Source organism: Carboxylicivirga litoralis, from assembly GCF_025499605.1.
In the GTDB taxonomy this organism is placed as follows: Bacteria; Bacteroidota; Bacteroidia; order Bacteroidales; family Marinilabiliaceae; genus Carboxylicivirga; species Carboxylicivirga litoralis.
On record NZ_JAFMVC010000014.1, the window covers coordinates 107,225 to 131,204 of the forward strand.

The following is a 23,980-nucleotide window of genomic DNA, read 5'->3' on the forward strand; positions in this document are numbered from 1 at the left end:
AGTACTGGTTTTGTTAATGATGATGTGATTAAATTCATTTATATTCAGTAAATTACGAATTGCTAATTTAACGGATACGACTATGATAACCGAACAGAGTGCTATATGTTGGAAAGCAAAGTACCAGATAGGTGTTGCAAGAATTGATTTAGAGCATAAATTGTTTCTCCGCTTGGTTAACTCATTGAAGCTGGCCCTTAATAAAGGCAGGAGTGAAGAGGTTCTGCAAGGAATTATCGATGAGATAGAGTTGTATGCTCGTTTTCATTTTACCAGCGAAGAAAATCTGATGAAGGCCATTCGCTACCCTGACTACGAGGAGCACCACTGGCGTCATAACGAATTGCTTGAAACATTTCGGATTAAAAAGTTGAATCATGCCGGTTTTGATAGTTTCCATCAGTTTTTAGTTGAGTGGTTTATTGAACACACCACTGTAGAAGATATTCGCATAAAGCGATTTGTTGACGACCACAATGTAAATATTGAAGCCTTTTGCTACGATATCCAGGAAGATACTTTATAAGTTGAGAAGTTAATTTGTTTCGTGTTTTCTGTTCTCAGTTTATCAATTCCTTAGTTCAACGTATCAGCGAATCAACAAATTTTCAGTTCTTCTTAAAATGAAAACCCGCTAACACAATCATGTCAACGGGTTCATCTTAAGTCTTTAATCTTATATCTTTCGTCTGATATTTACTTTAAATATGTATCTAACCATCGGAAGAATTCGCGTTGCCACAATATACCATTATGACAAGAAAGCACCCAGTGGTTTTCTTCTGGGAAATATAAGAAACGGGCTGGTACACCCACCATTTTAGCTGTGTTGTATGCTCCCATACCTTGTGTGTAAGGAATACGGAAATCTTTAGCACCGTGAATCACCAACATTGGTGTATCCCAGTTTTTAACAAAGTTATGAGGTGAATTAGCGTAACTACGCATGGCTGTTTTATTGCTCTTATCCCAGTAGTTGCCTTTGTAATCCCAGTCAACAAAGAACATTTCTTCAGTTGTGCTGTACATTTGCTCAAAGTTGAAGATGCCACAGTGTGAGATAAAGGCTTTAAAGCGCTTGTTGTGATTACCGGCCAACCAGTAAACAGAATAACCACCATAGCTGGCACCGGCTGCTCCAAGGCGATTTTCATCTATAAAAGGCTCTTTGGCAACAGCATCAATAGCCGAGAAATAATCTTTCATGTTCTGACCACCATAGTCGCCACTAATCTGTTCGTTCCACTCCTGACCAAAACCAGGTAATCCTCTTCGGTTAGGCGCTACAATAATGTAATCGTTGGCGGCCATCATCTGGAAATTCCAGCGCAGGCTCCAGAACTGGCTCACCATGCTTTGAGGACCACCACCACAATATAATAAAGCAGGATATTTCTTGTTCTTATCGAAGTTAGGTGGATAAATCACCCATACCAGCATGTCTTTATTATCGGTTGTTTTAATCCAGCGTTTCTCAACATCACCCATCTTCAATTGGCTCAACAATGGCTCATTTACTTTTGAGATGTTAGTGCCTTCACCTGTTTCTGCATTCACATTAATGATTTCCGTGGGGTGCTTCATCGATGTTTGCGTCGCAATCAGCCCATTGGCAGCAACAGCTACCGAGTTGTAGTTATGAATACCATCCGTTACTTGCGAAATGCTCTCATCAGCCATGTCGAAGCGGAAGATTTCATTGGAACCTTTGTCTTCGCTGGTGAAGTAGATGTGTTTGCTGTCTGGTGTCCAGGTTAAGCCATGTACATTCTGGTCGAAATCAGCTGTATAATCTTTTTTATCACCAGTTGCCAGATTCATGATGAATAAGCGGTTCTGGTCGGCTTCGTAGCCATCGCGCTCCATGCTTTCCCAGGCCATATACTTTCCATCAGGCGAATAAACAGGCGCAATATCATAACCCATCATCCCTTCAGTAAAGTTCTTAGTAGTGGCTTCAGCAATATTGTATACATATATGTCGCTGTTGGTAGAGAAAGCAGATTCCATACCCACCTTTTTCTTGCTTGTATAGGCAATGTTTTTTCCATCTGGCGAAAAGTTGATTTGCTCCATGCCACCCCAGGGTTTGTTGGGTGAATGATAACGCTCTCCTTCCATAATATCAGTGCCTTTACCAACGGTAGCGCCATTGGCATATTTGATGTAGAATACATGTGTATATGTTGGGTCAACCCAATGATCCCAATGACGATACATCAAATCATCTTCAATGCGGGCATCGGCATACTTTAAGTCAGGATGGAGGTCGTGAATGGTTTTATCCAGCTTTACGCTTTTTAAATAAACCAGTTTATCCATGGTTGGCGAATACTTATAACATTCAATGCCACCTTCAACCTTGGTGACTTGTTTGTTTTGTGTTCCATCCGGGTTCATTTCCCATAGCTGAACATCGCCTGAAGCGGCTGAAAGGTAAGTGATTTTTGCTCCGTCAGGACGCCAGCTTACTTCAAATTCACCACCTTTGGTTGATGTGATTTGTGTAAACTCACCACCGGCCGTCGGCATGGTATAAATGTCGGAGTAAGTTTTGTTCTCTTCAATTTTGGTGTATGAAATGGTGAATGCCACTGTCTCACCATCGGGCGAAACGGCCACGCTGCCTACACGACCAAATGACCAAAGTACTTCGGGTGTCATTATTTCACTGTCAACCTTTAAATTACGATTTGTGAAAGTCCCTTCTTTTTCTGTTTTTTTAGGCACAGAACAAGCGCCTAACAGAAAGGCAATAGCTGCTATAAAAGCAATTTGTCTCATGATAAAATGATTTATGTATGAACTGTTTATTTGTTGCGTTTTCGTTCCGACTAAGTTAAGAAGTTATTTGTTATTAAGATTTGAGTTTTGTCAGGAAAGGCGATGTTTCCAGTTTCTGGTTCCAGGTTTTCAGATGTCGGTTCTGTTTTGAGGTTTGAGGGTTTCTCATTTCATCAGTACGACACCAAATATCGGGTTCAATCAATATGATTCCCTGAGGCTTGCCTCGGGGTCAGCTTTTTTCTCCCCTGAATTTCACTACCCTTTACCTGTATTATTGTTCAATATTCATGTGTTTAATGCATTATACAAAAATTAATCACCTCATCCCGACCTTCTCCTGAAGGAGAAGGAGACTGCACTTTGAAAGGCAATAGCCTCTTTTTTAATGCATTGCTCTTCCCCGATTAGCACTTCCTCTCCTTCAGGAGAGGATTGAGGAGAGGTGTATTTTCGGCGATAACACATTGATACCGTTAATACTATATTCTATTTTACAATAAAGCGTATAAAGAGTAGCTGAATTTCAGGGGAGATGGCCGATTTATATCAGTAAGAGGGATTTTCTTTATTATTTTAAGTCTTGCTTTAGTAATAGTTTTATAAGTTGTTTGTTACCTGATGCTTGTAGCCACTCTTGTTTGAAGTTAGTAGCACTGCTGGCCTTAATAAGTCTGGATAAGGTATGAAGATGTAAATTCCATTCGTCTTTAGAATAACAAATAACAAACAGGGCATGTATGGGGTTTGAGTGTTTGACCTGTATGCCTTCATGTGACTTGTAAATTTGCAATCTAAACTTCCTGTGTCCTTTAACAGGGATAGAAAGACAAGCAACACCATCTGTTGCAACACACTCAGGATAGTCTATTTTCTCAAGCACACGTTTTGAAAGCGTTTGTGGGTTAAGACTAAGTTTTTCTGCTAAATACTTTGATGCCGTTTTCGCAAATTCATCAGGATACAGGATGTCTTTTAACTCAGTTATTTCCTGTTTTAGTATTAGTTTTCCAAACCATTTGTGCGTTGTTCCATCTCTTTCAACCAGAATTTCTCTGAGTTCTTCTTCAAGTAATTTATCCGTTTTTTTAATGCCTGTTATGCGTTCAATCAAATGTAATAAGGCGTATTCTCTTTTAATGCGTCCATGTGCATATATAAAGTACCAGGCTGCACCACAGGAAATAAAGATAACGACTAATAATAAAGGCATTGTTCCCATCTCTATAAGGAGAAAAATATAAGATATAATGCCAATTATTTGCGCCCAGGGATAAAAAGGAGCAATATATTTTGGGCGATAGTGGTTAATATTGGCTTCGCGCATAAAAATCAAAGCTACATTGGCTATGATAAACAGAACGAGTTTTAGGGCTGACGCTGTTTTGACAAATGTTTCAATATCAAGAAACAGGATAACCACAATCATGATGGCTGATGTGCAAAGGATGGCAATTGCTGGTGTTCCCTGTTTAGTTAATCGGGTGAATAGATTGGGGAGTAGTTCATCTTTACCCATGGCCAGGGGATTGCGTGAAGCTGCCAGTAAGCCGGCATTACCGGTTGAAATAAAGGCAAGTACGGCTCCGAGTGTCATTATCGTGATGCCAAACTTCCCCATAATGGTTTCTCCTCCAATGGATATGGGGGTGAAAGTAGAACTTAACTCGTCGGGATGAAGGATACCTACTGTGATAAATACAACAGCGACATATAAAACTGAAACAATGCCCCATGATGAAAAGATGCCAATGGGCAGGTTGCGTCCCGGATTTTTAACTTCGCCTGCAATGGCAGTTACTTTAGTAGTGCCGGAGAAAGCAATAAAAATAAGCCCGGCAGTCATAAAAATAGAATCAGCTCCTTCAGGTGCAAAAGGAGTCAATCTGCTTGTCTCCACATAAAAAGCGCCAACAATGATATAAAGCAGTAGGATAAAGAATAAAATAAGGACTGAGATGGTTTGAAAGCGCCCTGAGAACTTGACCCCTTTTATATTGAGTACTGTAAAAATAAGACACCAGCTCACACTGATAATTTTCATTTGTATTTCTGTGATATCCGGCTTTAGCAGAATTACAAAAATGCCCATTGCCAATAAAGAGAAAGCCGATTTAAAAGCTAACGATATCCAGGCGGTTAATCCACCAATAGTACCCATGAGTGGCCCCATACTGCGATCGGCAAATATATAAATGCCGCCTGTGACGGGCATGGCTGTTACCAGTTCTGATTTAGCCAGTACTGTTGGAACAATCATCAGGCTGGCAATGAGATAGGATAGTATCATGGCCGGACCAGCTTGAGCATAGGCAATAGCAGGTAAAATAAATAAGCCAGAGCTTATCATCACACCTGAGGAGACACTGATTACCTCGATCAGACTTAATTGCCGTTTAACTTTTCTGGTCATAGCTATTTTTTATTTATTTTATTGGTTTAGCTAGCATTCATTTCTTCAAGCTTACATATCACGTACATCAGTAAATGAGCCGCTTTCCAACTCCCGTGCTTTCTCCATTCCCCATATCAGCTTTGCAGCTGCGGCGCGTGAGTCAGGCATGTCTTCGGTATAGCGGGCTTGTTGCAAGCGCTCAACAGCCGGGTATTTGTCTGTTTCTTTAATATTCCATATGGTTTCCTGAATCTCACTATCGACCAGGCCTGGTGCAAATGCTATAAAATGTGTTTCGCTATGTTCTTGGGCATACACATTCATCAGCATGTTGAGGGCAGCCTTTGAAACAGCATAAGGTCCCCAGCCGGGAGTGCTACGCAGTGATGCTTTGGTTGACATACCCACTACCTGGCGGATGTCTTTTTTTAGGGTAAAGAGAAGGTCGAGCAAGACCTTGTTGGACCATACATTGATATCCATCACTTGCTGCATGGCTTCCGCATTGACTTCACTCATCCATCTAACCGGGCCCAAAACACCGGCATTTAAAATGACCATATCAAAGCGCTTGCTATCACAGATAAAACCAGGAAGTTGTTCTTCAATAGCTTTGTGATTTGTTAAATCCAGCTGGATATGATGATAATTGGGTTCGTTTACCAAATCATCGGCACGGCGACGACTGATGCCCCACACTTTGGCACCTCTGGCCAGGTACTCTTGAGCCAAACCGTGGCCAATCCCCGAACTGGTGCCTGTTATAAGAATATGCATGTGTTTCTTTTTTTAAGTTTTTATATATAACAATATCGACTATCCAGATGGTTAAATCAAATGGAAAGATGAGGTAAATAGGTCGATTGATGAATAGGGCATAAGCTGAATCTATCTTGTAACAATTCACTATGTTGTCTAATATTTAGTTAATATTAAACGATACTTTTCCTATTTTTAGGTCAAAATCTAATCTATGAAACTACTTTTTATTCATGGTTGGGGAACCACCAATACCGACTCGTACGGAGAGTTGCCGCAAGCCATTGTTCAACAATTGACTGAGCATCAGGTAAGCGTTGATATACAACATGTTTTTCTGGGGCGCTACATTAGTTTTCACGATGAAGTAACGATGGATGATATTGCTCGAGCGCTAGAACGGGCGTTGATTGATTTACCTGGAAATTCAGAAGGTCACATAGCGCCATTTTCGTGCATTACCCACTCGACAGGAGGTCCAGTGGTGCGCTATTGGGTCAATAAGTATTATGGTAGAAATGGCTTGTCACAACTGCCTTTAAAGCATTTGGTGATGCTGGCGCCTGCCAATCATGGTTCGTCGTTGGCCAAGCTTGGTAAAGCGCGCGTTGGTCGCATCAAAGCCTGGGTGAGTGGTGTTGAACCGGGTGTAGGTGTGTTGAATTGGTTGAGCCTTGGTAGTGAAGGACAATGGGACTTAAACAGCCAGTACCTCGATTATAATTATGAAGGAAAAAACTTCTATCCGTTTGTATTGACAGGACAGGGGATAGATAACCAATTCTACGATTTTTTAAATAGTTACCTGATAGAGTCGGGTTCTGATGGTGTTATTCGTGTGGCAGGTGCTAATATGAATTACCGTTTTATTACGCTTAAACAAGATAAAAACGAGAAGCTGCGCAATCGTCCGCTTACCTGTGCAATGAAAGGTGAAAGCATTCAGATATCGCCTCGTATTCCCTTAGGAGTCTATCCTCAATACAGCCATGTGGGTAAAAAGATGGGTATTATGCAGAGTATTCAAGCCGATGATTCGGGCGAGCTGGTTGGTGATATTGTAAAGTGTTTGTTGGTTGAGGATGCCAATCAATATTCAGCTTGTGAGCAATACCTGTCAGGTATTACCTCGAATCATCAAAAAGATAAAGACCGCTATTGTATGTTGGTCTTTAATGTGTGCGACGATACAGGCGTATCCATCAATAAGGACGATTACGACTTGTTTTTATTGGCGGGTAAGCAATATCAGCCGCATCATTTGCCATCAGGATTTCTGAAAGATAAGCAGATGAATGACCTAACCAGCCGATTGGTGTATTATGTTGATGCCAATAAAATGAAAAACATCAAAGATGGACAGTTCGGAATTCGTGTGGTGGCTCGACCCGATAAAGGGTTTTCTTACTATGCCGCAGCCGAATTTCGTTCCGACGGTATTAAAGCCGAAGATGTGTTACAGCCTAATCAAACCATTTATATCAATATTGTGATGCATCGTTTTGTGGATAAGAACGTATTTCGTTTTGGTAAGGCTGGCGGTACCCCTGTAAATTTCAAAAAAGAGAAGCCATCCGGCGAGCATTTGTAAGAGCAGGTTATTATCAAGAATCTTTATAAATACCTCAGACAAGGGGTTTTGTAGTTCGGACTCAAGGCTAATTTTCTTACCTTACATCATCCTTTACAAAACCCATTGTCATGAATCAAACAAACAAAAACAACCGTCGTCATTTCTTAAAAATGACTGCTGCCGGATTGGCCGGAGCTACTTTACTGCCTCAAACAGTTGAAGCCAAATCGAAGAAAAACAACAAGGTCATATACCGTACATTAGGCCGGACTGGCGTTAAACTGCCCATTGTGAGTATGGGAGCAATGAAAGATGCTGCCATGGTAAAAGCCGGATTAACAAAGGGTGTTAAGCACTTTGATACTGCTCATGTTTACCAGAAAGGTAAAAATGAGGAAATGCTGGGCGAAGCCTTAAAAGGTCAGGATTTAAGCCAGTTATTTACCGTTACCAAAGTAGTGCCCGATGATATGGATCGTCAGACAGGCCTCGTTGGTGATGGTTGCACAGCCGAGAATTTTCTGAAGATGTTTGACATCAGTTTAGAACGCCTGCAAGTTAAATCAGTTGATTTATTGTATGTTCATGCTGTATCATCCAGACAAGCTGTGTTGCACCCCGAAGTTATTAAAGCTGTAAAAAAGGCCAAAGAACAGGGTAAGTGCAAGTGGTTAGGAGTTTCAACACATAAGAATGAGCCGGAAGTGATTCGTGCTGCCATTGAAGCCGGGATTTATGATGTGGTGCTGACAGCCTATAATTTTAAGCAGGATCATGTTGAAGAGCTCAATAAAGCCATTGAAGAAGGGGCTGCACAAGGCATCGGTTTTGTTGCGATGAAAATAATGGCTGGTGGCTTCTTAGATAAGGATAAGACAAAGCCGGTGAATACCAGAGCAGCGTTTAAATGGGCGATGCAAAACGAGCATGTATGTACCTGTATTCCTAGCTTTACTACCATTGACCAGTTAGAAGAATCCTGGAGTTTGATGGAAAAAATGAAGCTCACAAAGGATGAGCAGAAGGACCTGGAGATGGCGCGCGATTACGCCGGATTGTATTGCAATGCCTGTAATCAGTGCGATGGTCAGTGCCAGAATGATTTGCCAATACCTGAGTTAATGCGCTCGTATATGTATACTTATGGATATCGTGAAATGGGGAAAGCCAAAACATTATTGGCTGACTTAGGTTTGGGTAATGACCCGTGTTCTGATTGTAATGAATGCACTGTAACCTGTGTTAAGAACTTTGCCGTTGGAGAAAAAGTGCAAAGTATTAGTCGATTAATGGACGTACCAGATGATTTTATTGTTTAGGTTAAAAGATCATTAGGTTGCCAGGTCAATAGGTTATTAGAATTGAGAATCAATAAAGATTAAATATGCAAATCAATAGATTATTAGTACTACTTTTTTTCATTAGCGGTAGCGTTTTAGCGCAAAATTATCCCGATAAATTTACCGCCATTGAGGGCTGGACCATTGAAGGGGAGAAGCAATTTTACTCGCAGGATAACCTGTATGATTATATCAATGGAGCCTCTGATTTTTACCTGGGCTATGCCTTTCAGGATTTGTGGGTGGTCGATTATAAAAACCAGGCCGGACAACTTTTAACCCTTGAGTTGTATCGTCATAGTAGTGCATTGCAGGCATTTGGTATTTACACTGAAGAGCGGCCGCAAACTACTGAGGTGCTGCCGATTGGTGCACAGGGTTTTCTTGAGAGTGGCGCTATCTTCTTTTTGGCCAATGATTATTACGTGAAGGTATACAATGGTCGCCCCGAGGTGCCGGAAGTTGCTATCTTGGCTTTTGCCAATAAGGTGGCTGACTCCATTTGTTCAGGTTGTGGTTTGCCCGATTTATTTAATCGTTTTCCAGCGCAAGGACGAGTGAATCTAAGCGAACGTTATATGCCCGAGAATTTTATGGGTTTATCTGGCTTCAACGGTGTTTGTACGGTTAATTATGAGCTGGCAGATGAGACTTTTCGTCTATTTGTTTACAAAGAAAACGATGAAACGTGTCGCATGATAATGGAGAAATATTTTAAGCGCTTAGATTACAAGAAGAAGTTGAAGGAAAAGACCTATACTTTTGATGATCCATATTTGGGAAAAGTGAGCTTATCTTATAAAAAAGGAATGATCAGTGGTATTTTGGATGCTAAGAATCCTGAAGCATTTATTAGCTTACTGGAAAAAATGTAGAAAGGGATGCTATAAATCAAATTTATCTTTTGTGAGCATTATTTTTTAACCACAAAGGCACGAAGCAAACTAAGAGGTCCTTAGTGTTCTTCGTGCCTTTGTGGTATTTTAAAATTTCTAAAAAAAGCCGTTAAGTTTATCTAAACGGCTTTTTTATATGGATTATTATCCTTTATCTTCTTTTATTTTTCCTTCTTGCCGGTTTTGGTGAAGCCACTTCCAGGCTCACTTTTTTACCTTTAAGCTTGGCTTTGTTTAATTTGCCAATCACCTCCTGCTCGTATTCTTTATCTACTTCAATAAAAGAGAAATTACGTAATAACTCGATTTTACCAATCTTAACCGTAACACCTTTCATATTGTTGTTAATAAGGCCGATAACTTCACCCGAAGTTAGTTTGTCGGTCTTACCAATGTTTAAGAATAAACGGCTGAACTTCACATTACCACGGTCGCGACGGCCTTTTTTACCGCTTTCTTCCTTGTAAATGTTTAGGTCTGGCGCATCTTTATAGTACTCCATGAAACGGTTGAACTCGGCAGCTACAAATTGCTTGATTAACTGCTCTTTATCCATTTCAGCCAGTTTTTCGTACACGGCGGGCAAGACGGCATTTACCGGCGATGACTCTTCCAACTCTGTTTGTCCAACGCGCTCTAAAAAGTGGAATAGCTGTTTTTCACAAATTTCATCGGCTTTAGGCACCATTTTACGTTCAAATGCTTTCTTGGCAATCTTTTCAATGGCTTTGATTCGGTGCATTTCGCGCGAATGAATAATCGACACCGACACACCTTCTTTACCAGCACGCCCTGTACGTCCACTACGGTGGATATACACCTCGATGTCATCTGGTAGATTATAATTGATAACGTGTGTTAGATCATTAACATCAATACCACGGGCCGCTACATCGGTGGCTACCAATAGCTGCAGGTGCTTTTTGCGAAATCGGTGCATCACCAAATCACGCTGTGCCTGAGACAAGTCACCATGCAATGCATCGGCATTATAACCATCGGCCATTAATTTATCGGCAATATCTTTGGTTTCCTGGCGCGTGCGACAGAAAATTATACCATACACATCAGGTGTGACATCAACAATGCGTTTTAAAGCACGATAACGGTCGTGTGCTTGCACCATATAATAATGGTGATCCACTTTTTCTGCTCCCTGGTTTTTCTTACCTACACTAATCTCTACAGGATCTTGCATGTAATTTTTCGACATACGTGCAATCTCTTGTGGCATAGTCGCTGAGAACAATAATGTCTGGCGCCATTCAGGCGTCTGTGCCATAATGCTTTCCAGGTCATCTTTAAAACCCATATTAAGCATTTCGTCGGCTTCATCTAAAATCAACCAGCGTACTTCACCCAGCTCGATGGCTTTGCGGTTAATCAGGTCATTCATTCGACCTGGTGTACCCACAACAATGTGCGTACCGCGCTTTAACGATTTAATTTGTGTGCGAATTTCGGCACCACCATAAACCGGCGTGATATATAAATCACGGTAGTTTTTAGAATAGTCTTTCAGGTCCTTGGTAATCTGAAGACAAAGCTCTCGTGTGGGGCACAATATAAGGGCCTGCACGTTTTTCGATTCACGCTCAATTTGCGGAATAACAGGTAAGCCAAAAGCGCCTGTTTTACCGGTTCCTGTTTGCGCAAGGGCAATCAGGTCATTTCCGTAATTTAAAATTTCAGGAATAGTTTTGCTCTGAATCGGTGTTGGTGTTTCGTAACCAAGCTCACCAATAGCACTTAGGATTTCCTCAGGAAGTCCTGTTTCTTTAAATGTCTGCATAATCTGCTTTTTATCCACCCGCTTCCACGTTCTTGCAGCTGTTACCCAATAAAGCAATTATGCTACGACTGTGCTACCGAAAGTGACCGGAGTGGTCCTTATTTTTACTGAGGCGCAAAGATAGACCGATTTTTGGATAATTGGTATTATTGATACTTGTTGCAGCGATATTTTGTGATTAATTAACGTTATTGAATCGACGAACTATAGAATTGACAAACGGATATATAGACAAACTGTGGAAATGTCGAACTGTTAAAAAGTAAATCGCTATGTGTGAAATCCAACAACCAAAACTCAAAACAAGGAACTCAAAACCCCGCACCCCAAACGAAAAATATTTATAAAGCCACTTTCAACGAAACGATAAAATTACGTCCTGGTGCTGCAATACCAGATGAGTAGGTTTTATAGCATTCATTTGTAATGTTATCAACACCAGCAGTAATGATGGTTGCATCCGTTAAGGCGTATTGTGCTTTAAGGTTTAAAGTTGTCCAGCCAGGCGAATAAGGATTACCATTAGCATCAGAGGCATACATATAACCTTTACCATGTTCTGATTCTGGTAAGTCTTCAAAAGCCATTTCGCCATTGTAGTGAGCATAAAGGTCCACTTTCATTTTCTTCATTTCGTAGCTAAAGTGCGTGGTTCCAAACCATGGAGCTGCATGGCGAAGAGGTGAGTAGGAGCCATCTTCCAACTCTTCTTCTCCTTTTTGGTAGTTAAAACGCGACGATGCGCTAAATCCATTTCTCCATTTGTATTCTACACCAAGCTGAACACCATAAACGTAAGCATTGGCGGCATTTTGAATCGCTTGTACCTGGCTTAATTCACCATCGTACAGAATGTACTCTTCTCCATCAAGTTGATAGTCGCGACGAACCATTGCATTGGTTAAGTGTGTATAATAGGCAGCCATGTCAAACTTCCATTTTTTAGCAACCACAACCGCTGCACCCAGCTCACCGTTAATGGCATATTCGGGTTTTAAATCAGGATTAGGCACAACCACAGCTCCTGGCTCAGAGTCAAATACTTTACCAACATCATCGATATTGGGTGCTCTGAATCCGGTTGAGACAGAGCTGCTTAATTGCCAGTTTTCAGTTGGATTGTGTATTAATCCTAGACTTCCGGTTAGCGCTCCTGTGTTGATGTCAGCGTTTGTAAACGTGAAATCATAGAAAGTATTATCAAAATCGGCATTCAGCATGATGTAATTATAGCGCAAGCCAGCCTGAAGATTGGTTTTTGCATTTATATGTTTAAGATACGAACTATAGACGGCCATAGAAAACCATCTAGAATCATCAGGATAACGGGATGCTGCATCTTCAGTTGTACCATCTAATAAGTTTTCAGATAGCCCTTTCGAACCAATTTTATTGCCAATAAACTCTAAACCATAGAATAGTTTGTCGTTATTTTTCCATTGTTTCTCAAAGTCGAAGTTAAAACTGAACGCATTTACTTTTTCTGTTCGTCTTTTTATTGATTCCTGATTTAACTTGCGATTGTGGCGGCTTTCCTCGAAAAATTGATGTGCGGCAATTATTTGTAAATGGTCGAAAAAGTTGTTTGATGCAGAATGCTGAATGTTCAAATTATTCATCATCCACTTTTGTGGGCCATAATACCAATCGCCGTATTTTAATGCATCATCGCTATCGTACATGATAAGCCTGTCGTAACGTGGTACATCAGACGATTCGGAGTAATGCAGCCCATAGTTAAACTGCCATTTGTCGTTGGGCATGTATTTAAATTTCTGCATCAGGTTTATTTGGCTGTAGGCCGTTGGAACTTGCTTTTTATTATCACTATTAGTAACAATTATATCTTCATTGTCGACTCTTTTCACATAATCTGGTCGCAGATAATCATCGGGGCCATTGCTTCCCATTTTCAAATCACCAAAGTCGGAGTACGTGATAGACGTAAAAGAAGCTAGTTTGTCAAAGCCCAGGTTAAAGTCGAAATGACCTGTCTTTTCGTTATTGGCCGAAGAATAGCGTGTTAATGCGTTCCCTTTAATCAGGTTTTTATCTTCATGCGATTGGATGGGTTCGAAGGTGTAAAAGCCCATGACGCCGCCAATCGCATCACTACCATAAATAACTGAGCCAGGTCCGAAAATCACTTCAGCTCGGTTTGTAGCAAAAGGATCGAGCGATATGATATTTTGAATATTTCCACTGCGGAAAATTGCATTGTTCATACGAACGCCGTCCACTGTGATTAAAACGCGGTTAGTCGCAAACCCTCGTATCATTGGGCTTCCCCCACCCATCTGGCTTTTTTGGACATACACGTCACCGGTTAATTCTATTAGGTCGGCAGCTGTTTGCGGATTAGAGAAATTGACTTCCCTGGGTTTTAAAACGGATATTTTGGCTGGTGTTTCGCGTCGGCCTTGTTTCCATCTGGTTGCCGATACTACTACTTCATCTAATGATAGCTCACTTTGTTCCATGTAAACTTTAAAGTCTATTGCCTTCAATTCGTCGTAGCTCATTGTAATTGTTTCGTAGCCAATTAGTCGAAAAACAATTTCATTCAAACCGGCAAACTCACTCAAGTCGCTTTGGCCTTTCATATTTGTTATGGTGTTGATTTGCGACGATGCCGAGATAATAGTTACCAATTCGAGCGGCTGTTGAGTATGTTTATCTCTGACCTGGGCTGTTTGTGATAAGGCGATATATGAAAAGGAAGTAAATAATAAAACTAGTAAAGAATGGTTCATTTCTCTGTCCGATGGGTTTAAATTTCGACGGCTTTTACAACAAATATCATGCAAATATAGGCTTTTCTGAGAGTAATAATTTGATGTTTATCAGGTTGGCCATGTTATGAAAAACAGGTTTTGTATATCTGTCTAATTTAATTGTTGTTACATGTTTAGTCTAAACGATAATTTCTTTAGTCATATGTTTAAGTGTACTTGTCAAAATAAATCAAACGTTTATCCATGTTTGCGTATTTATCTAATAATTACACAATTATTTAATTTTAATTAAGGATAATGAAAAATTATTACCTGAGTCTGTTTTTAATGATGACTTGTTTTTTAGCAAAAGCACAGGACTTTTCCTATGTAAATGCCATTGATATTGAAGATGAAACTCAGTATGAAGAAGCTGCCGAAGCGGCAATGCAATGTTGTTGTTATTTAACAGCTGTTCGGTACGATAAAAAAGATAAACAAAGAGAGGTAGCAACGCAATTTGTTAAGCAGTGGGTTGAAGCTAAAAATACGCAAGATGTAATGTTGAAGAATGTATTTGAAGAAGATGAAGATTTGCAGGAAATGTATATTGTCTTTTATGCCATGAACGACCTTGATGAAGAAGGGGAATTAAAAATGAGGGAACTGCAGGTGGCTGCTCTTGAGGGTGTTGTTGGGTATTGCTCCAATTCATCGAACAAACTAAAAATGACCAAGGAGTTAAAAGAGATAAGTAAACTGATAAATGCTGGTGAGTTAGAGCAGAGTATTATCAACTCTACTCTAACCAGTTCCGTTGACTAGCCTTTACTCAAAGCGAAGGTTGATTTCTAATATCTCAGGCCGGTTGCCGGTTCTTACTGGTGGTCCCCAGGTGCCAAATCCAGTGCTGACTATAAAATGACTGTTGCCTTTTTTTAAATAGCCGCGGCTTACTTCAAAAATGCGTTGAGTTATATAGCCAAATGGCCATAGTTGACCATGATGTGTGTGTCCTGAAATTTGCAGGTCAATGCCATTTTGTTGAGCTATTTCCAGGTTATAAGGTTGATGGTCAAGCATAATAAGAGGCTTGGATTTATCAATAGACAAAAGTATGTCTGCAATCTCTTTTCTCGAACCTGTACCTCGTGCTTTATCTCTGTCTTCTCGTCCCACAATGTAAAACTGCTTGTTGATCAGAATTGAAGTATCTCGAATGACATTTACTCCGTGTTCTTCCAGGTATTTTACCGAGCGCTCGGCACCACCAATGTATTCATGGTTACCTGTAGAGGCGTAAACACCCATTGGAGCATCAAGTTTTTTTAGGCTTTCACCCAGGTTTTGTTGAATGACTGGCCCCACATCTTCATCGACTACATCGCCGGCAAAGAGGATGATATCTGGCTTAAGAGAGTTGATGGTTTCAACTAGTTTATTGGTTTTTCGTGGGCCAATAATTGTACCCAGGTGTATGTCAGATGCGGCAACAATCTTAAGTTGTTTTCTGCCTTCAACTGCTTTGTTAATGGTAATGTTGTGCTGACTAATTTTTGTCGTCCAGGCATTAATAAAACCTCCTAATATGATTAAGGCTCCTAAAGAAGCAATGCCAATTCCTGTTATTAACTTTAGTTTCGAATACACTTCCGTTCCTCTGTTGGGCAGGAAATGCAAAAAATGATTTAGAATTCGAACGATATCTGTAGCGAATATTAGCAGAGTAAAATACAACATGCCTGCAAACCAAAATGCACCAATCCAATGAAGAGTGTTTGATAGAGGTGAATACCAGAGACGTTCCAGGAATCGTCCGGCAGGGTAGGCAATAACCAGTACCAGCATTAAAATGCGAAAAGCTGTCTTTAACGATGGTATTGTTTCAAGCCATTGTATTCCTCGGTTATAGATGTAGTAATTGACGAGAAAGTGTATTGATAAAATAATGCCCAGAAAAATCAGGAATCCGTAGTTTTTCATTTTGTATAATTAAATTATGATGAAGCACTAAAATTAAACATCAAACAGGCTGAAACTAAATATTGTTGAATAAAAGTGAATATTTTTGGTTTGAACCATTTATATTCGAAGCTGTTTGGTTGTTGGATACTAAAATTATAATACACCATGGGGAAATTGAAGTACTTAATTATGACGGGAGGATTGCTAATACTTACTGGTATAGTGTTAAAAGCACTATCTGTTGAAGGCCCATGGGCTGCAATTAGCTTTAGTATAGGAGGGACATTGAAGCTTTTGTATATGATTATTGGAGTTGGTTCAGGTAAAGTGAAGGTTGGAGCTGAGATAGTTTTATTGATTATAGGGCTAGGCTTGGTGTTTATTGCTATTTATCTGAAAAAAACGGAACAGCTAATGAACTTATATGTCTGGTTTTTATCATCTGGTCTCATAATTAAAGCCCTGTTTGTTACCTTGTTTATCCTTAAGCAAAAACGATATCGTAAGGAATTAGCTGTTGAGTAATTTTTGTTTTTCGATGTAAATGATTTATGTTTATGCATCAATAAACAAGCATTTATGATCTGGGAGTTAAAAAAGAATTTACTGTTATTGCTTAGTTTTTTATTGTTTGCTAAGCTGTTGAGTGCACAAACGCCCGTTGTATATAAAGAGATAAAACTCGATCCTCAATTTTGTTTGCAGGTTAATAATTTTGAAGTAGCCCATAGTATTGATGATTTAAAAAAAATTCCATTGAAGTACAATGCTTCCTGTGAGTCTGTTGATTTTGGAAAGATAAATTTCGATGCCAAGTCAGTGGTTGTCTGTAGTCAATACGTTCGTAATGGAAAGAAGGCAATAAAAACAACAAAAGTAGAGGTGCTAAGAAACGATAAAGCTAAACGGATAGATGTATATGTAGCAACCTTTGGAACAACTCAAATCCAGCGACAAGGACAGATTTTTGAAAACAGAAAATGGCTATTGCTTCCTAAATTTCCAGAGAATTATAAGGTAGATGTTCATTATTCATTAAAGGTGGTTGAACCTTAGAGAGAGATGTCGGTAAAATGCTTATTTGTAACTTGTTGAATTGTTTCGCCGGGAAACGGGTCAATTATTGTAACTCAAAATAGAAAAAACAGAACGACTAATATGCAACAAAAAAACGGCTGCCAAGATATTTGACAGCCGTTTTTCAATTTTTATAAACGTTTATTTTGCAGCATTTTCTTTAATGGCTGCCATAATTTTTTGTTCCAATTCTTCTGCTAATTCCGGATTGTCTTTAATCACTTCTTTAACAGCTTCGCGTCCCTGGCCTAGTTTGGTTTCGCCATAGCTGAACCACGAACCGCTTTTCTTCACAATGTTCATTTCAACACTCATGTCAAGAATTTCGCCAACGCGAGAAATACCTTCTCCATAGCGAATTTCAAATTCAGCCTTTTTAAACGGAGGAGCAACTTTATTTTTCACAACCTTCACACGGGTATGGCTACCTACCACGTTTTCTCCATCTTTAATTTGCGTTACACGACGAATGTCCAGGCGAACTGAAGAGTAGAATTTCAAGGCATTACCACCAGTTGTTGTTTCTGGGTTACCAAACATAACACCAATCTTTTCACGCAGCTGGTTAATGAAAATACAAGTGGTGTTGGTTTTGTTAATGGTTGAAGTCAGCTTACGAAGCGCTTGTGACATTAAACGTGCCTGAAGCCCCATGCGTGAGTCGCCCATGTCACCCTCTATCTCCGCTTTAGGAGTAAGCGCTGCCACAGAGTCAATCACAATAATGTCAATTGCTGATGAGCGGATTAGCTGGTCGGCAATTTCCAAAGCCTGCTCACCGTTGTCGGGTTGCGAGATTAAAAGATTTTCTAAATCAACGCCTAATTTTTCGGCATAAAAACGGTCGAAAGCGTGCTCAGCATCAATAAAGGCAGCAATACCACCGGCTTTTTGAGCCTCCGCAATCGCATGGATCGCTAAAGTTGTTTTACCCGATGATTCAGGGCCATAAATTTCAATTATTCGACCGCGTGGAAATCCGCCAACACCTAAGGCCACGTTTAAAGCGATTGAGCCTGTTTGAATAACTGGTATATCCTCAACGGCCGCATCGTCCATTTTCATAATGGTTCCTTTGCCATAGGTTTTGTCAATCTTATCCATGGTCAGCTGAAGGGCTTTCAGCTTCTCTTTGTTCACGTTATTGTCTTTTTTTTCTGCCATTATATTGATTTTAAGCTGTTTCTTCTTGTTTTGGGCAAGATTATTTTTCTAATTCAGCGAGTATTTGGTTGGTATGGTCTTTAGTTTTGACCTTTTCAAATATTTTAATGATTACTCCATTTTCATCAATAATGAATGTCTTTCTCAAAACGCCCATATATTCTTTTCCATACATCTTTTTTAAACCCCATGCATCATATTGCTGTAATATTTCTTTTTCGGTATCGGCAATAAGATTAAAGCGTAAGCTATGCTTGGCAATAAACTTTTGATGCGAAGCTATGCTGTCTGGGCTAACGCCAATTACTTCGAAGCCTTTTGAAGTAAGTTCATCATAACTTTCACTCAGGTTACAAGATTCGGCTGTGCAACCAGGAGTATTGTCTTTGGGATAGAAATATAAAATCACTTTCTTGCCCGAAAAGTCATTTAGGCTAATTTCTTTTTCGTCTTGGTTGAGCCCCTTAAAAATGGGTGCTTTATCTCCTTCTTTAAGCATTTTTATTGATTTTAAGGTGGATAGACATGCATTGGCTGCATGTTATTCCTATTTACAAATATATTTAAATAAGAACGATTATAAATGGGCATGGTTCAAAAGTTATTAACAGTCATTCGTTCAGATGTATATAAACATAAAGATGCTATTTGGATGTATTTGAAGTAACTGGTCTTTGAATGTTGACAATAGCCCCCTTTTATAATATTTTCAAGGGGCGAATTAGCTATTTGTCGTGTAATGTTTAATTTTGGGGCTTTAAAATACACTAGAAACAAACATCCTTATGTATAGATTGAAGTCAATCGCCTTAATATTATTAATAATTGTAACCGGATTATCAGAGTTAAGCTTTGCTCAGAATAAAACCTATTCGGCAAAAGAAGCTCTTGTATTGTTTAAAGAGGGGAACTACGCAGAAGCTGAGAAAGCGTATGAGTATTTATTACAAAGATATGATCGCGAGATAAAGTACAATTATTATTATGGCATATGTTTGATTCAGAATAATAATGATATACCTCAGGCTGTTAAACGAATTAAATATGCAGCACTTAAAGGAGTAAGTCGCGATGCGTATTATTATTTAGGACGTGCTTATCAATTAAGCTATCAGTTTGAAGAAGCTATCGGCCAATACAATCGGTTTTTAAAGTATGCCTCAGCTTCCGATATTCGTAATGAAAAGGCCGAAAAATATAAGTTAGAAAGTGAAATGGGGTTGCGACAATCGGCCAAAGTATACAACCTTGAAGTTTACGAACGCGATACGGTTTTGAAGGCGGATTTTTTGAGTGCTTATCATCCGGCTGCCGATGTGGGAAAAGTTAGTCTCAATAGTGATTTCTTCGAGTCGGGTGTTGACCCCAATGGCGTATTGTATTTGACCGAGCGTGGCGATGAAGTATACTTTTCGAAGAAAGATGAGAATTCAAACGGCAACTTGTTTAAAATGGAAAAGTTGCTTGATGGCTGGAGTGAAAGCGTTGCTTTAAATGGAATCAATTCTGCTCTCGACGATTGTCATCCTTTCGTAGTCATCGATGGGTCAACTATTTATTATTCATCCAACAAAGAAGGTGGATTGGGTGGTTATGACTTGTATAAAGCTAATTACGATGCTGAGCAGAAAACTTTCATCAATCCGGTCAACTTAGGGATTCCATTTAATTCACCTAAAGATGATTATTTGTTTGTGACCGATGAATTTAACGAACTTGCATGGTTTGCTTCTAATCGCGAAACAAACGATTCAACCTTAATTGTTTATACCATTAAATGGAACAATTCGGTGGTGAAGAACTTTGTGCAGGATGTTAATGAGGTGCGCCAGGTCGCCAGTCTACCATTGTCTGAAACGGCTCATCTATCAACCAATAAAAATAAGGATAAGACCAAAAAAGAAACGTCAAAAAAGGATAATCAGTTTCTTTTTGTCATAGCCGATACCTTAGAATATAGTCATCTGGATCATTTTAAAAGTGCGGAAGCAAAAAATAAGTTTAAGATGGCTGTAGAGCTCGAGGCTCGAAGAGATAGTCTGTCGTCATTGATGCGTGAGAAACGAAAACGTTATGCCCAGACTAATTCAGATACCGAACGTTCCATGTTGGTGAATGACATATTATCAATGGAGAAAAAAGTATATGGCCTTGATGAGAAAATTGAACGAACCTACTATCAGTCGCGTGTAGCTGAGCAGGATACGATTAAAGAATTGGTGGCCAAAGGGCAGTATACTTCCATCAGCCAGGTGCGGGTTGAGCGAAAAGTGGCGAAAGATTTGGATAAGATTTTAATTCCCGATGAATATACTTTTTACACCGATGAGGAGTTTGCTCGTCAGTTAAAGGCATTGGAAGTTATGTACCAGCAGTTGTTTGATGCTGATCAAATTCAACAGTTGCATCATGCCGATTCATTATATGTGTGGGGGAATATTCTGAACCTCGAATCTTCAAAGCTTTTGGAAGAAGCCAATAATGCGCCGGGCGAAACAGAATCTGTTCTAACCGTTATCCGCAGCAAAGATTCGGTAGAGGAGGAAAGTGTTGTACAGGCACAAGTATTTAAAGCAAAAGAGCTAAAGTTAACAGCGCTTAAGTTGTATCACGAATCGCTGAATAAAAAGATACTCATTTATGACGAGCGGATTAAAGAGATCCTTTTATCAAATACGGTCGATGATTTAAGTCAGTTGGAGGAATTACAAGTGCAAGGTAAGGAGTATTTTAAAGAAGCCATGGATATGATTGACCCGGTGAATGGCTTTGACGAGGCGCGATACGAAAAAGCCGGTGCCATTAAGCGCACAGGTGTTGGTTTGCATGAGCAGGGGCTGATTCAATATGCCGAAAGCAGAAACGTGGACGGCGGTGAAAAACCAGTTAAGACTACCAAAGTGCCCAAAACGTATCAGGAACTTCAAGGGGCGGATGTTGTTAAAGAAGAACCCGCGAAAGTTGTTGAAAAGGCGTTTAAAAAGCCTGAAAACCAATTGGTTTATAAAATCCAGATTGGGGTTTTTAGAAATGAACCGAATGACGCGGCTGTAGCGAAAATACCGCCAATTTCAAAGGTGGAAATACCTGGTAAAGAGTTAACCAAGTACTTCGCCGGTAATTATGCATCGTATGCCGAGGCGCAAAATGATGTGAAGCGGGTGCATGATGCTGGTTTTGCAGGTGCATTTATTGTCGTGTTTAAAGACGGCAAGCAAATTAACCTGACCGAAGAACTCAAAAAGTAGAAATTAGTTTTTCACAAAAAAATATGGTTAATTTATAGAAACTTTTGTGATATGGTTTCATTTAGCAAACGAAGTGAAGAACATAATATGAAGGGTGACGGCAACGAAAAACGGATACTGACACTCCATAATGACGATGAGAATTCATTCGACCATGTAATTGATGTTTTATGCGAAGTATGTGAGCACGATGCTATACAAGCTGAGCAATGTGCTTTTTTAACGCATTATACAGGTTCATGTCAAATTAAATCAGGTAATATTGATGACTTGTTACCTATCAAGGAGCAATTGTCGGAAGAACGTTTATTGGTTACAATCGATTAATCATATGTCAGCACTTGTTATTGTCTTAATTATCCTTTTAGGATTATTCCTTTTTATCTTAGAGTTTTTTGTTTTTCCAGGCGTCACCATTGCGGGTATTGGTGGATTTATTTTTACCGCAGGTGGTATTTTTCTCACTTATCAGGGATACGGCACTACTTATGGCAATATAGCCTTATTCAGTACCTTGTTTGCTGGAGTACTGATGCTGGTGATGTCGTTTCGATCCAAAACCTGGAACAGGTTGATGTTAAAAACAGAAGTAGGTGGTAAAGTCGAAACTGTTGAAGAGAGTGCAATCAATGTTGGTGACGAAGGCATGACGATTACGCGCTTAAATCCTGTTGGAAAAGTGATGGTCAATGGTGAAGTGATTGAGGGTAAGTGTCCTGGTCATTTTGTTGATGAAAACTCTGAAATAATCGTTAAAGAAGTTTATAAAACATACATAATTGTCAAACCCAAAAACTAATTAAATGGCAGGATTAGCTCCCATATTTTTGATAGCAGCGGTTATAGTCGTTGTTTTCTTGTTTCTTTATTATGTGCCAATTTTACTATGGTTCTCGGCCTTAGTGTCGGGCGTGCGAATTTCATTGATTCAGCTCGTTTTAATGCGTATTCGTAAAGTGCCACCTGGGGTAATCGTACGTGCGCTTATTGAGGCTTCTAAAGCTGGATTGTCAGAGATTAAACGTGATGAGCTGGAAGCTCACTACCTGGCAGGCGGACACGTTGAAAGCGTTGTGCATGCATTGGTATCGGCTGCGAAAGCTAATATTGACTTAAATTTCCAGATGGCAACAGCTATTGACTTAGCCGGTCGCGATGTATTTGAGGCGGTTCAAATGTCGGTAAACCCAAAGGTGATTGATACGCCTCCGGTAGCTGCCGTTGCTAAAGATGGTATTCAGTTAATTGCGAAGGCCCGTGTAACCGTTCGTGCCAACATCAAACAGTTGGTTGGTGGAGCAGGAGAGGAAACAGTTCTCGCTCGTGTAGGTGAAGGTATTGTGTCGTCTATTGGTTCATCAATTTCGCACAAGGCAGTATTAGAAAATCCTGATTCCATTTCAAAAGTTGTATTGGAAAAAGGATTAGATGCCGGAACTGCTTTTGAAATCTTGTCGATTGATATTGCCGATATTGATATAGGTAAAAACATCGGAGCCGGTTTACAGATTGATCAGGCCGATGCCGATAAAAATATTGCCCAGGCCAAAGCTGAAGAACGCCGGGCTATGGCAGTTGCTTTAGAGCAGGAAATGAAAGCCAAAGCACAGGAAGCTCGTGCTAAGGTAATTGAAGCCGAAGCTGACGTGCCTAAGGCCTTAGCAGAGGCATTCCGCAATGGAAATCTTGGTGTAATGGATTATCTGAAGTATAAAAATATTGAAGCCGATACGGCCATGAGAGACTCAATTGCCAAGCCAGGCAGTAAGCCTCCGAAAAAAGATTAATTTTTTTTTGAGCTACCTTCGGGTAGCTTTTTTTTTGATCGATAATTAGTTATGTGATTCGATTATTTTTGTGTTATGAAAAAGTATTGAATTTTTTCATTTTAATTTTGGAGGTTTAATTCTATTTGCTACTTTTGCAATCGCAATCGCAAAGGGGACGCAGGATAGAGAAGAAAGAGCGGTTGTTTCTCTTTAAAGAAAGAGGTTAAAGGAGAGATGGGTGAGTGGCTGAAACCACCAGTTTGCTAAACTGGCGTACGGGTAACCGTACCGGGGGTTCGAATCCCCCTCCCTCCGCTCAATTTTAGTTTCGGGGTGTAGCGCAGTCCGGTTAGCGCACCTGGTTTGGGACCAGGGGGTCCCAGGTTCGAATCCTGGTACCCCGACAACTTTTTAAGAGCTGAATAATGTTTAGCTCTTTTTTATTGAAAATATTATTGATTCGGGGTGTAGCGCAGTCCGGTTAGCGCACCTGGTTTGGGACCA

At 39.9% G+C, this 23,980-nt stretch carries 19 protein-coding genes and 2 tRNA genes; 13 read left to right on the top strand and 8 right to left on the bottom strand.

What is annotated here, in order from left to right:
• Positions 1–82: 82 nt before the first annotated feature.
• The gene (locus tag J1N10_RS13780; RefSeq protein ID WP_262327305.1) at positions 83–526 is read left to right on the top strand and encodes a bacteriohemerythrin; all 444 of its coding nucleotides are present in this window, start codon (positions 83–85) and stop codon (positions 524–526) included.
• 170 nt (positions 527–696) lie between these two features.
• Here J1N10_RS13780 and J1N10_RS13785 read toward each other — a convergent pair whose 3' ends face one another.
• The 3 genes from J1N10_RS13785 to J1N10_RS13795 all read right to left on the bottom strand — a co-directional run bounded on the left by J1N10_RS13785 (position 697) and on the right by J1N10_RS13795 (position 5,956).
• Positions 697–2,784: a S9 family peptidase gene (locus J1N10_RS13785; RefSeq protein WP_262327306.1), complete on the bottom strand. Its 2,088-nt coding sequence runs from the start codon at positions 2,782–2,784 to the stop codon at positions 697–699.
• Positions 2,785–3,355: 571 nt separating this feature from the next.
• Entirely contained in the window at positions 3,356–5,197 is a 1,842-nt protein-coding gene (locus tag J1N10_RS13790) for an APC family permease (protein ID WP_262327307.1), read from the bottom strand.
• Between the two features lie 51 nt (positions 5,198–5,248).
• On the bottom strand, positions 5,249–5,956 hold the full coding sequence (locus J1N10_RS13795; protein WP_262327308.1) for an SDR family NAD(P)-dependent oxidoreductase: 708 nt from the start codon (positions 5,954–5,956) through the stop codon (positions 5,249–5,251).
• 196 nt (positions 5,957–6,152) lie between these two features.
• On the opposite strand from J1N10_RS13795, the gene J1N10_RS13800 reads away from it, so the two are divergent.
• From J1N10_RS13800 to J1N10_RS13810, 3 genes are all read left to right on the top strand, one after another.
• On the top strand, positions 6,153–7,529 hold the full coding sequence (locus J1N10_RS13800) for an esterase/lipase family protein (protein ID WP_262327309.1): 1,377 nt from the start codon (positions 6,153–6,155) through the stop codon (positions 7,527–7,529).
• A gap of 110 nt (positions 7,530–7,639) precedes the next feature.
• The gene (locus tag J1N10_RS13805; RefSeq protein ID WP_262327310.1) at positions 7,640–8,830 is read left to right on the top strand and encodes an aldo/keto reductase; all 1,191 of its coding nucleotides are present in this window, start codon (positions 7,640–7,642) and stop codon (positions 8,828–8,830) included.
• A 65-nt stretch (positions 8,831–8,895) separates the two neighbouring features.
• A complete protein-coding gene (locus J1N10_RS13810) occupies positions 8,896–9,726 on the top strand; it encodes a DUF6599 family protein (protein WP_262327311.1) in 831 nt (276 codons plus the stop codon).
• A 172-nt stretch (positions 9,727–9,898) separates the two neighbouring features.
• On the opposite strand, the gene J1N10_RS13815 is transcribed toward J1N10_RS13810, so the two are convergent.
• Complete coding sequence (locus J1N10_RS13815; RefSeq protein ID WP_262327312.1) at positions 9,899–11,539, bottom strand: DEAD/DEAH box helicase; 1,641 nt, start codon at positions 11,537–11,539, stop codon at positions 9,899–9,901.
• A gap of 341 nt (positions 11,540–11,880) precedes the next feature.
• On the bottom strand, positions 11,881–14,292 hold the full coding sequence (locus tag J1N10_RS13820) for a TonB-dependent receptor (protein ID WP_262327313.1): 2,412 nt from the start codon (positions 14,290–14,292) through the stop codon (positions 11,881–11,883).
• 279 nt (positions 14,293–14,571) lie between these two features.
• Here J1N10_RS13820 and J1N10_RS13825 point away from each other — a divergent pair, with 279 nt between their 5' ends.
• A complete protein-coding gene (locus J1N10_RS13825) occupies positions 14,572–15,078 on the top strand; it encodes a hypothetical protein (protein WP_262327314.1) in 507 nt (168 codons plus the stop codon).
• A 3-nt stretch (positions 15,079–15,081) separates the two neighbouring features.
• Here J1N10_RS13825 and J1N10_RS13830 read toward each other — a convergent pair whose 3' ends face one another.
• On the bottom strand, positions 15,082–16,236 hold the full coding sequence (locus J1N10_RS13830) for a metallophosphoesterase (protein ID WP_262327315.1): 1,155 nt from the start codon (positions 16,234–16,236) through the stop codon (positions 15,082–15,084).
• Positions 16,237–16,383: 147 nt separating this feature from the next.
• On the opposite strand from J1N10_RS13830, the gene J1N10_RS13835 reads away from it, so the two are divergent.
• Together J1N10_RS13835 and J1N10_RS13840 are read left to right on the top strand one after the other, a co-directional pair.
• Positions 16,384–16,743, top strand: a complete 360-nt coding sequence (locus J1N10_RS13835) for a hypothetical protein (protein ID WP_262327316.1) — start codon at positions 16,384–16,386, stop codon at positions 16,741–16,743.
• 54 nt (positions 16,744–16,797) lie between these two features.
• Positions 16,798–17,274 (top strand): hypothetical protein, encoded by a 477-nt coding sequence (locus tag J1N10_RS13840; RefSeq protein WP_262327317.1) that lies wholly within the window; start codon positions 16,798–16,800, stop codon positions 17,272–17,274.
• 162 nt (positions 17,275–17,436) lie between these two features.
• On the opposite strand, the gene recA is transcribed toward J1N10_RS13840, so the two are convergent.
• Together recA and bcp are read right to left on the bottom strand one after the other, a co-directional pair.
• Positions 17,437–18,459: a recombinase RecA gene (gene recA / locus J1N10_RS13845; protein ID WP_262327318.1), complete on the bottom strand. Its 1,023-nt coding sequence runs from the start codon at positions 18,457–18,459 to the stop codon at positions 17,437–17,439.
• A gap of 40 nt (positions 18,460–18,499) precedes the next feature.
• Complete coding sequence (gene bcp / locus J1N10_RS13850) at positions 18,500–18,958, bottom strand: thioredoxin-dependent thiol peroxidase (protein ID WP_262327319.1); 459 nt, start codon at positions 18,956–18,958, stop codon at positions 18,500–18,502.
• Positions 18,959–19,244: 286 nt separating this feature from the next.
• Between bcp and J1N10_RS13855 the strand changes: the two genes are divergently transcribed.
• The 6 genes from J1N10_RS13855 to J1N10_RS13880 all read left to right on the top strand — a co-directional run bounded on the left by J1N10_RS13855 (position 19,245) and on the right by J1N10_RS13880 (position 23,880).
• Positions 19,245–21,707, top strand: coding sequence for an SPOR domain-containing protein (locus tag J1N10_RS13855; RefSeq protein WP_262327320.1), 2,463 nt, complete (start codon positions 19,245–19,247; stop codon positions 21,705–21,707).
• 51 nt (positions 21,708–21,758) lie between these two features.
• Positions 21,759–22,034: an ATP-dependent Clp protease adaptor ClpS gene (locus J1N10_RS13860; protein WP_262327321.1), complete on the top strand. Its 276-nt coding sequence runs from the start codon at positions 21,759–21,761 to the stop codon at positions 22,032–22,034.
• 4 nt (positions 22,035–22,038) lie between these two features.
• Entirely contained in the window at positions 22,039–22,506 is a 468-nt protein-coding gene (locus tag J1N10_RS13865) for an NfeD family protein (RefSeq protein ID WP_262327322.1), read from the top strand.
• Positions 22,507–22,510: 4 nt separating this feature from the next.
• On the top strand, positions 22,511–23,494 hold the full coding sequence (floA, locus tag J1N10_RS13870; protein WP_262327323.1) for a flotillin-like protein FloA: 984 nt from the start codon (positions 22,511–22,513) through the stop codon (positions 23,492–23,494).
• A gap of 210 nt (positions 23,495–23,704) precedes the next feature.
• Positions 23,705–23,791 (top strand) — tRNA-Ser (locus J1N10_RS13875).
• Between the two features lie 14 nt (positions 23,792–23,805).
• Positions 23,806–23,880 (top strand) — tRNA-Pro (locus J1N10_RS13880).
• Positions 23,881–23,980: the final 100 nt, after the last annotated feature.

What these genes read in the sequence shown, in the direction of transcription:
- J1N10_RS13780 (WP_262327305.1), top strand. Translation starts at nt 83, where the DNA reads ATGATAACCGAACAGAGTGCTATATGTTGGAAAGCAAAGTACCAGATA.
- J1N10_RS13785 (WP_262327306.1), bottom strand. Translation starts at nt 2,784, where the DNA reads ATGAGACAAATTGCTTTTATAGCAGCTATTGCCTTTCTGTTAGGCGCT.
- J1N10_RS13790 (WP_262327307.1), bottom strand. Translation starts at nt 5,197, where the DNA reads ATGACCAGAAAAGTTAAACGGCAATTAAGTCTGATCGAGGTAATCAGT.
- J1N10_RS13795 (WP_262327308.1), bottom strand. Translation starts at nt 5,956, where the DNA reads ATGCATATTCTTATAACAGGCACCAGTTCGGGGATTGGCCACGGTTTG.
- J1N10_RS13800 (WP_262327309.1), top strand. Translation starts at nt 6,153, where the DNA reads ATGAAACTACTTTTTATTCATGGTTGGGGAACCACCAATACCGACTCG.
- J1N10_RS13805 (WP_262327310.1), top strand. Translation starts at nt 7,640, where the DNA reads ATGAATCAAACAAACAAAAACAACCGTCGTCATTTCTTAAAAATGACT.
- J1N10_RS13810 (WP_262327311.1), top strand. Translation starts at nt 8,896, where the DNA reads ATGCAAATCAATAGATTATTAGTACTACTTTTTTTCATTAGCGGTAGC.
- J1N10_RS13815 (WP_262327312.1), bottom strand. Translation starts at nt 11,539, where the DNA reads ATGCAGACATTTAAAGAAACAGGACTTCCTGAGGAAATCCTAAGTGCT.
- J1N10_RS13820 (WP_262327313.1), bottom strand. Translation starts at nt 14,292, where the DNA reads ATGAACCATTCTTTACTAGTTTTATTATTTACTTCCTTTTCATATATC.
- J1N10_RS13825 (WP_262327314.1), top strand. Translation starts at nt 14,572, where the DNA reads ATGAAAAATTATTACCTGAGTCTGTTTTTAATGATGACTTGTTTTTTA.
- J1N10_RS13830 (WP_262327315.1), bottom strand. Translation starts at nt 16,236, where the DNA reads ATGAAAAACTACGGATTCCTGATTTTTCTGGGCATTATTTTATCAATA.
- J1N10_RS13835 (WP_262327316.1), top strand. Translation starts at nt 16,384, where the DNA reads ATGGGGAAATTGAAGTACTTAATTATGACGGGAGGATTGCTAATACTT.
- J1N10_RS13840 (WP_262327317.1), top strand. Translation starts at nt 16,798, where the DNA reads ATGATCTGGGAGTTAAAAAAGAATTTACTGTTATTGCTTAGTTTTTTA.
- recA (WP_262327318.1), bottom strand. Translation starts at nt 18,459, where the DNA reads ATGGCAGAAAAAAAAGACAATAACGTGAACAAAGAGAAGCTGAAAGCC.
- bcp (WP_262327319.1), bottom strand. Translation starts at nt 18,958, where the DNA reads ATGCTTAAAGAAGGAGATAAAGCACCCATTTTTAAGGGGCTCAACCAA.
- J1N10_RS13855 (WP_262327320.1), top strand. Translation starts at nt 19,245, where the DNA reads ATGTATAGATTGAAGTCAATCGCCTTAATATTATTAATAATTGTAACC.
- J1N10_RS13860 (WP_262327321.1), top strand. Translation starts at nt 21,759, where the DNA reads ATGGTTTCATTTAGCAAACGAAGTGAAGAACATAATATGAAGGGTGAC.
- J1N10_RS13865 (WP_262327322.1), top strand. Translation starts at nt 22,039, where the DNA reads ATGTCAGCACTTGTTATTGTCTTAATTATCCTTTTAGGATTATTCCTT.
- floA (WP_262327323.1), top strand. Translation starts at nt 22,511, where the DNA reads ATGGCAGGATTAGCTCCCATATTTTTGATAGCAGCGGTTATAGTCGTT.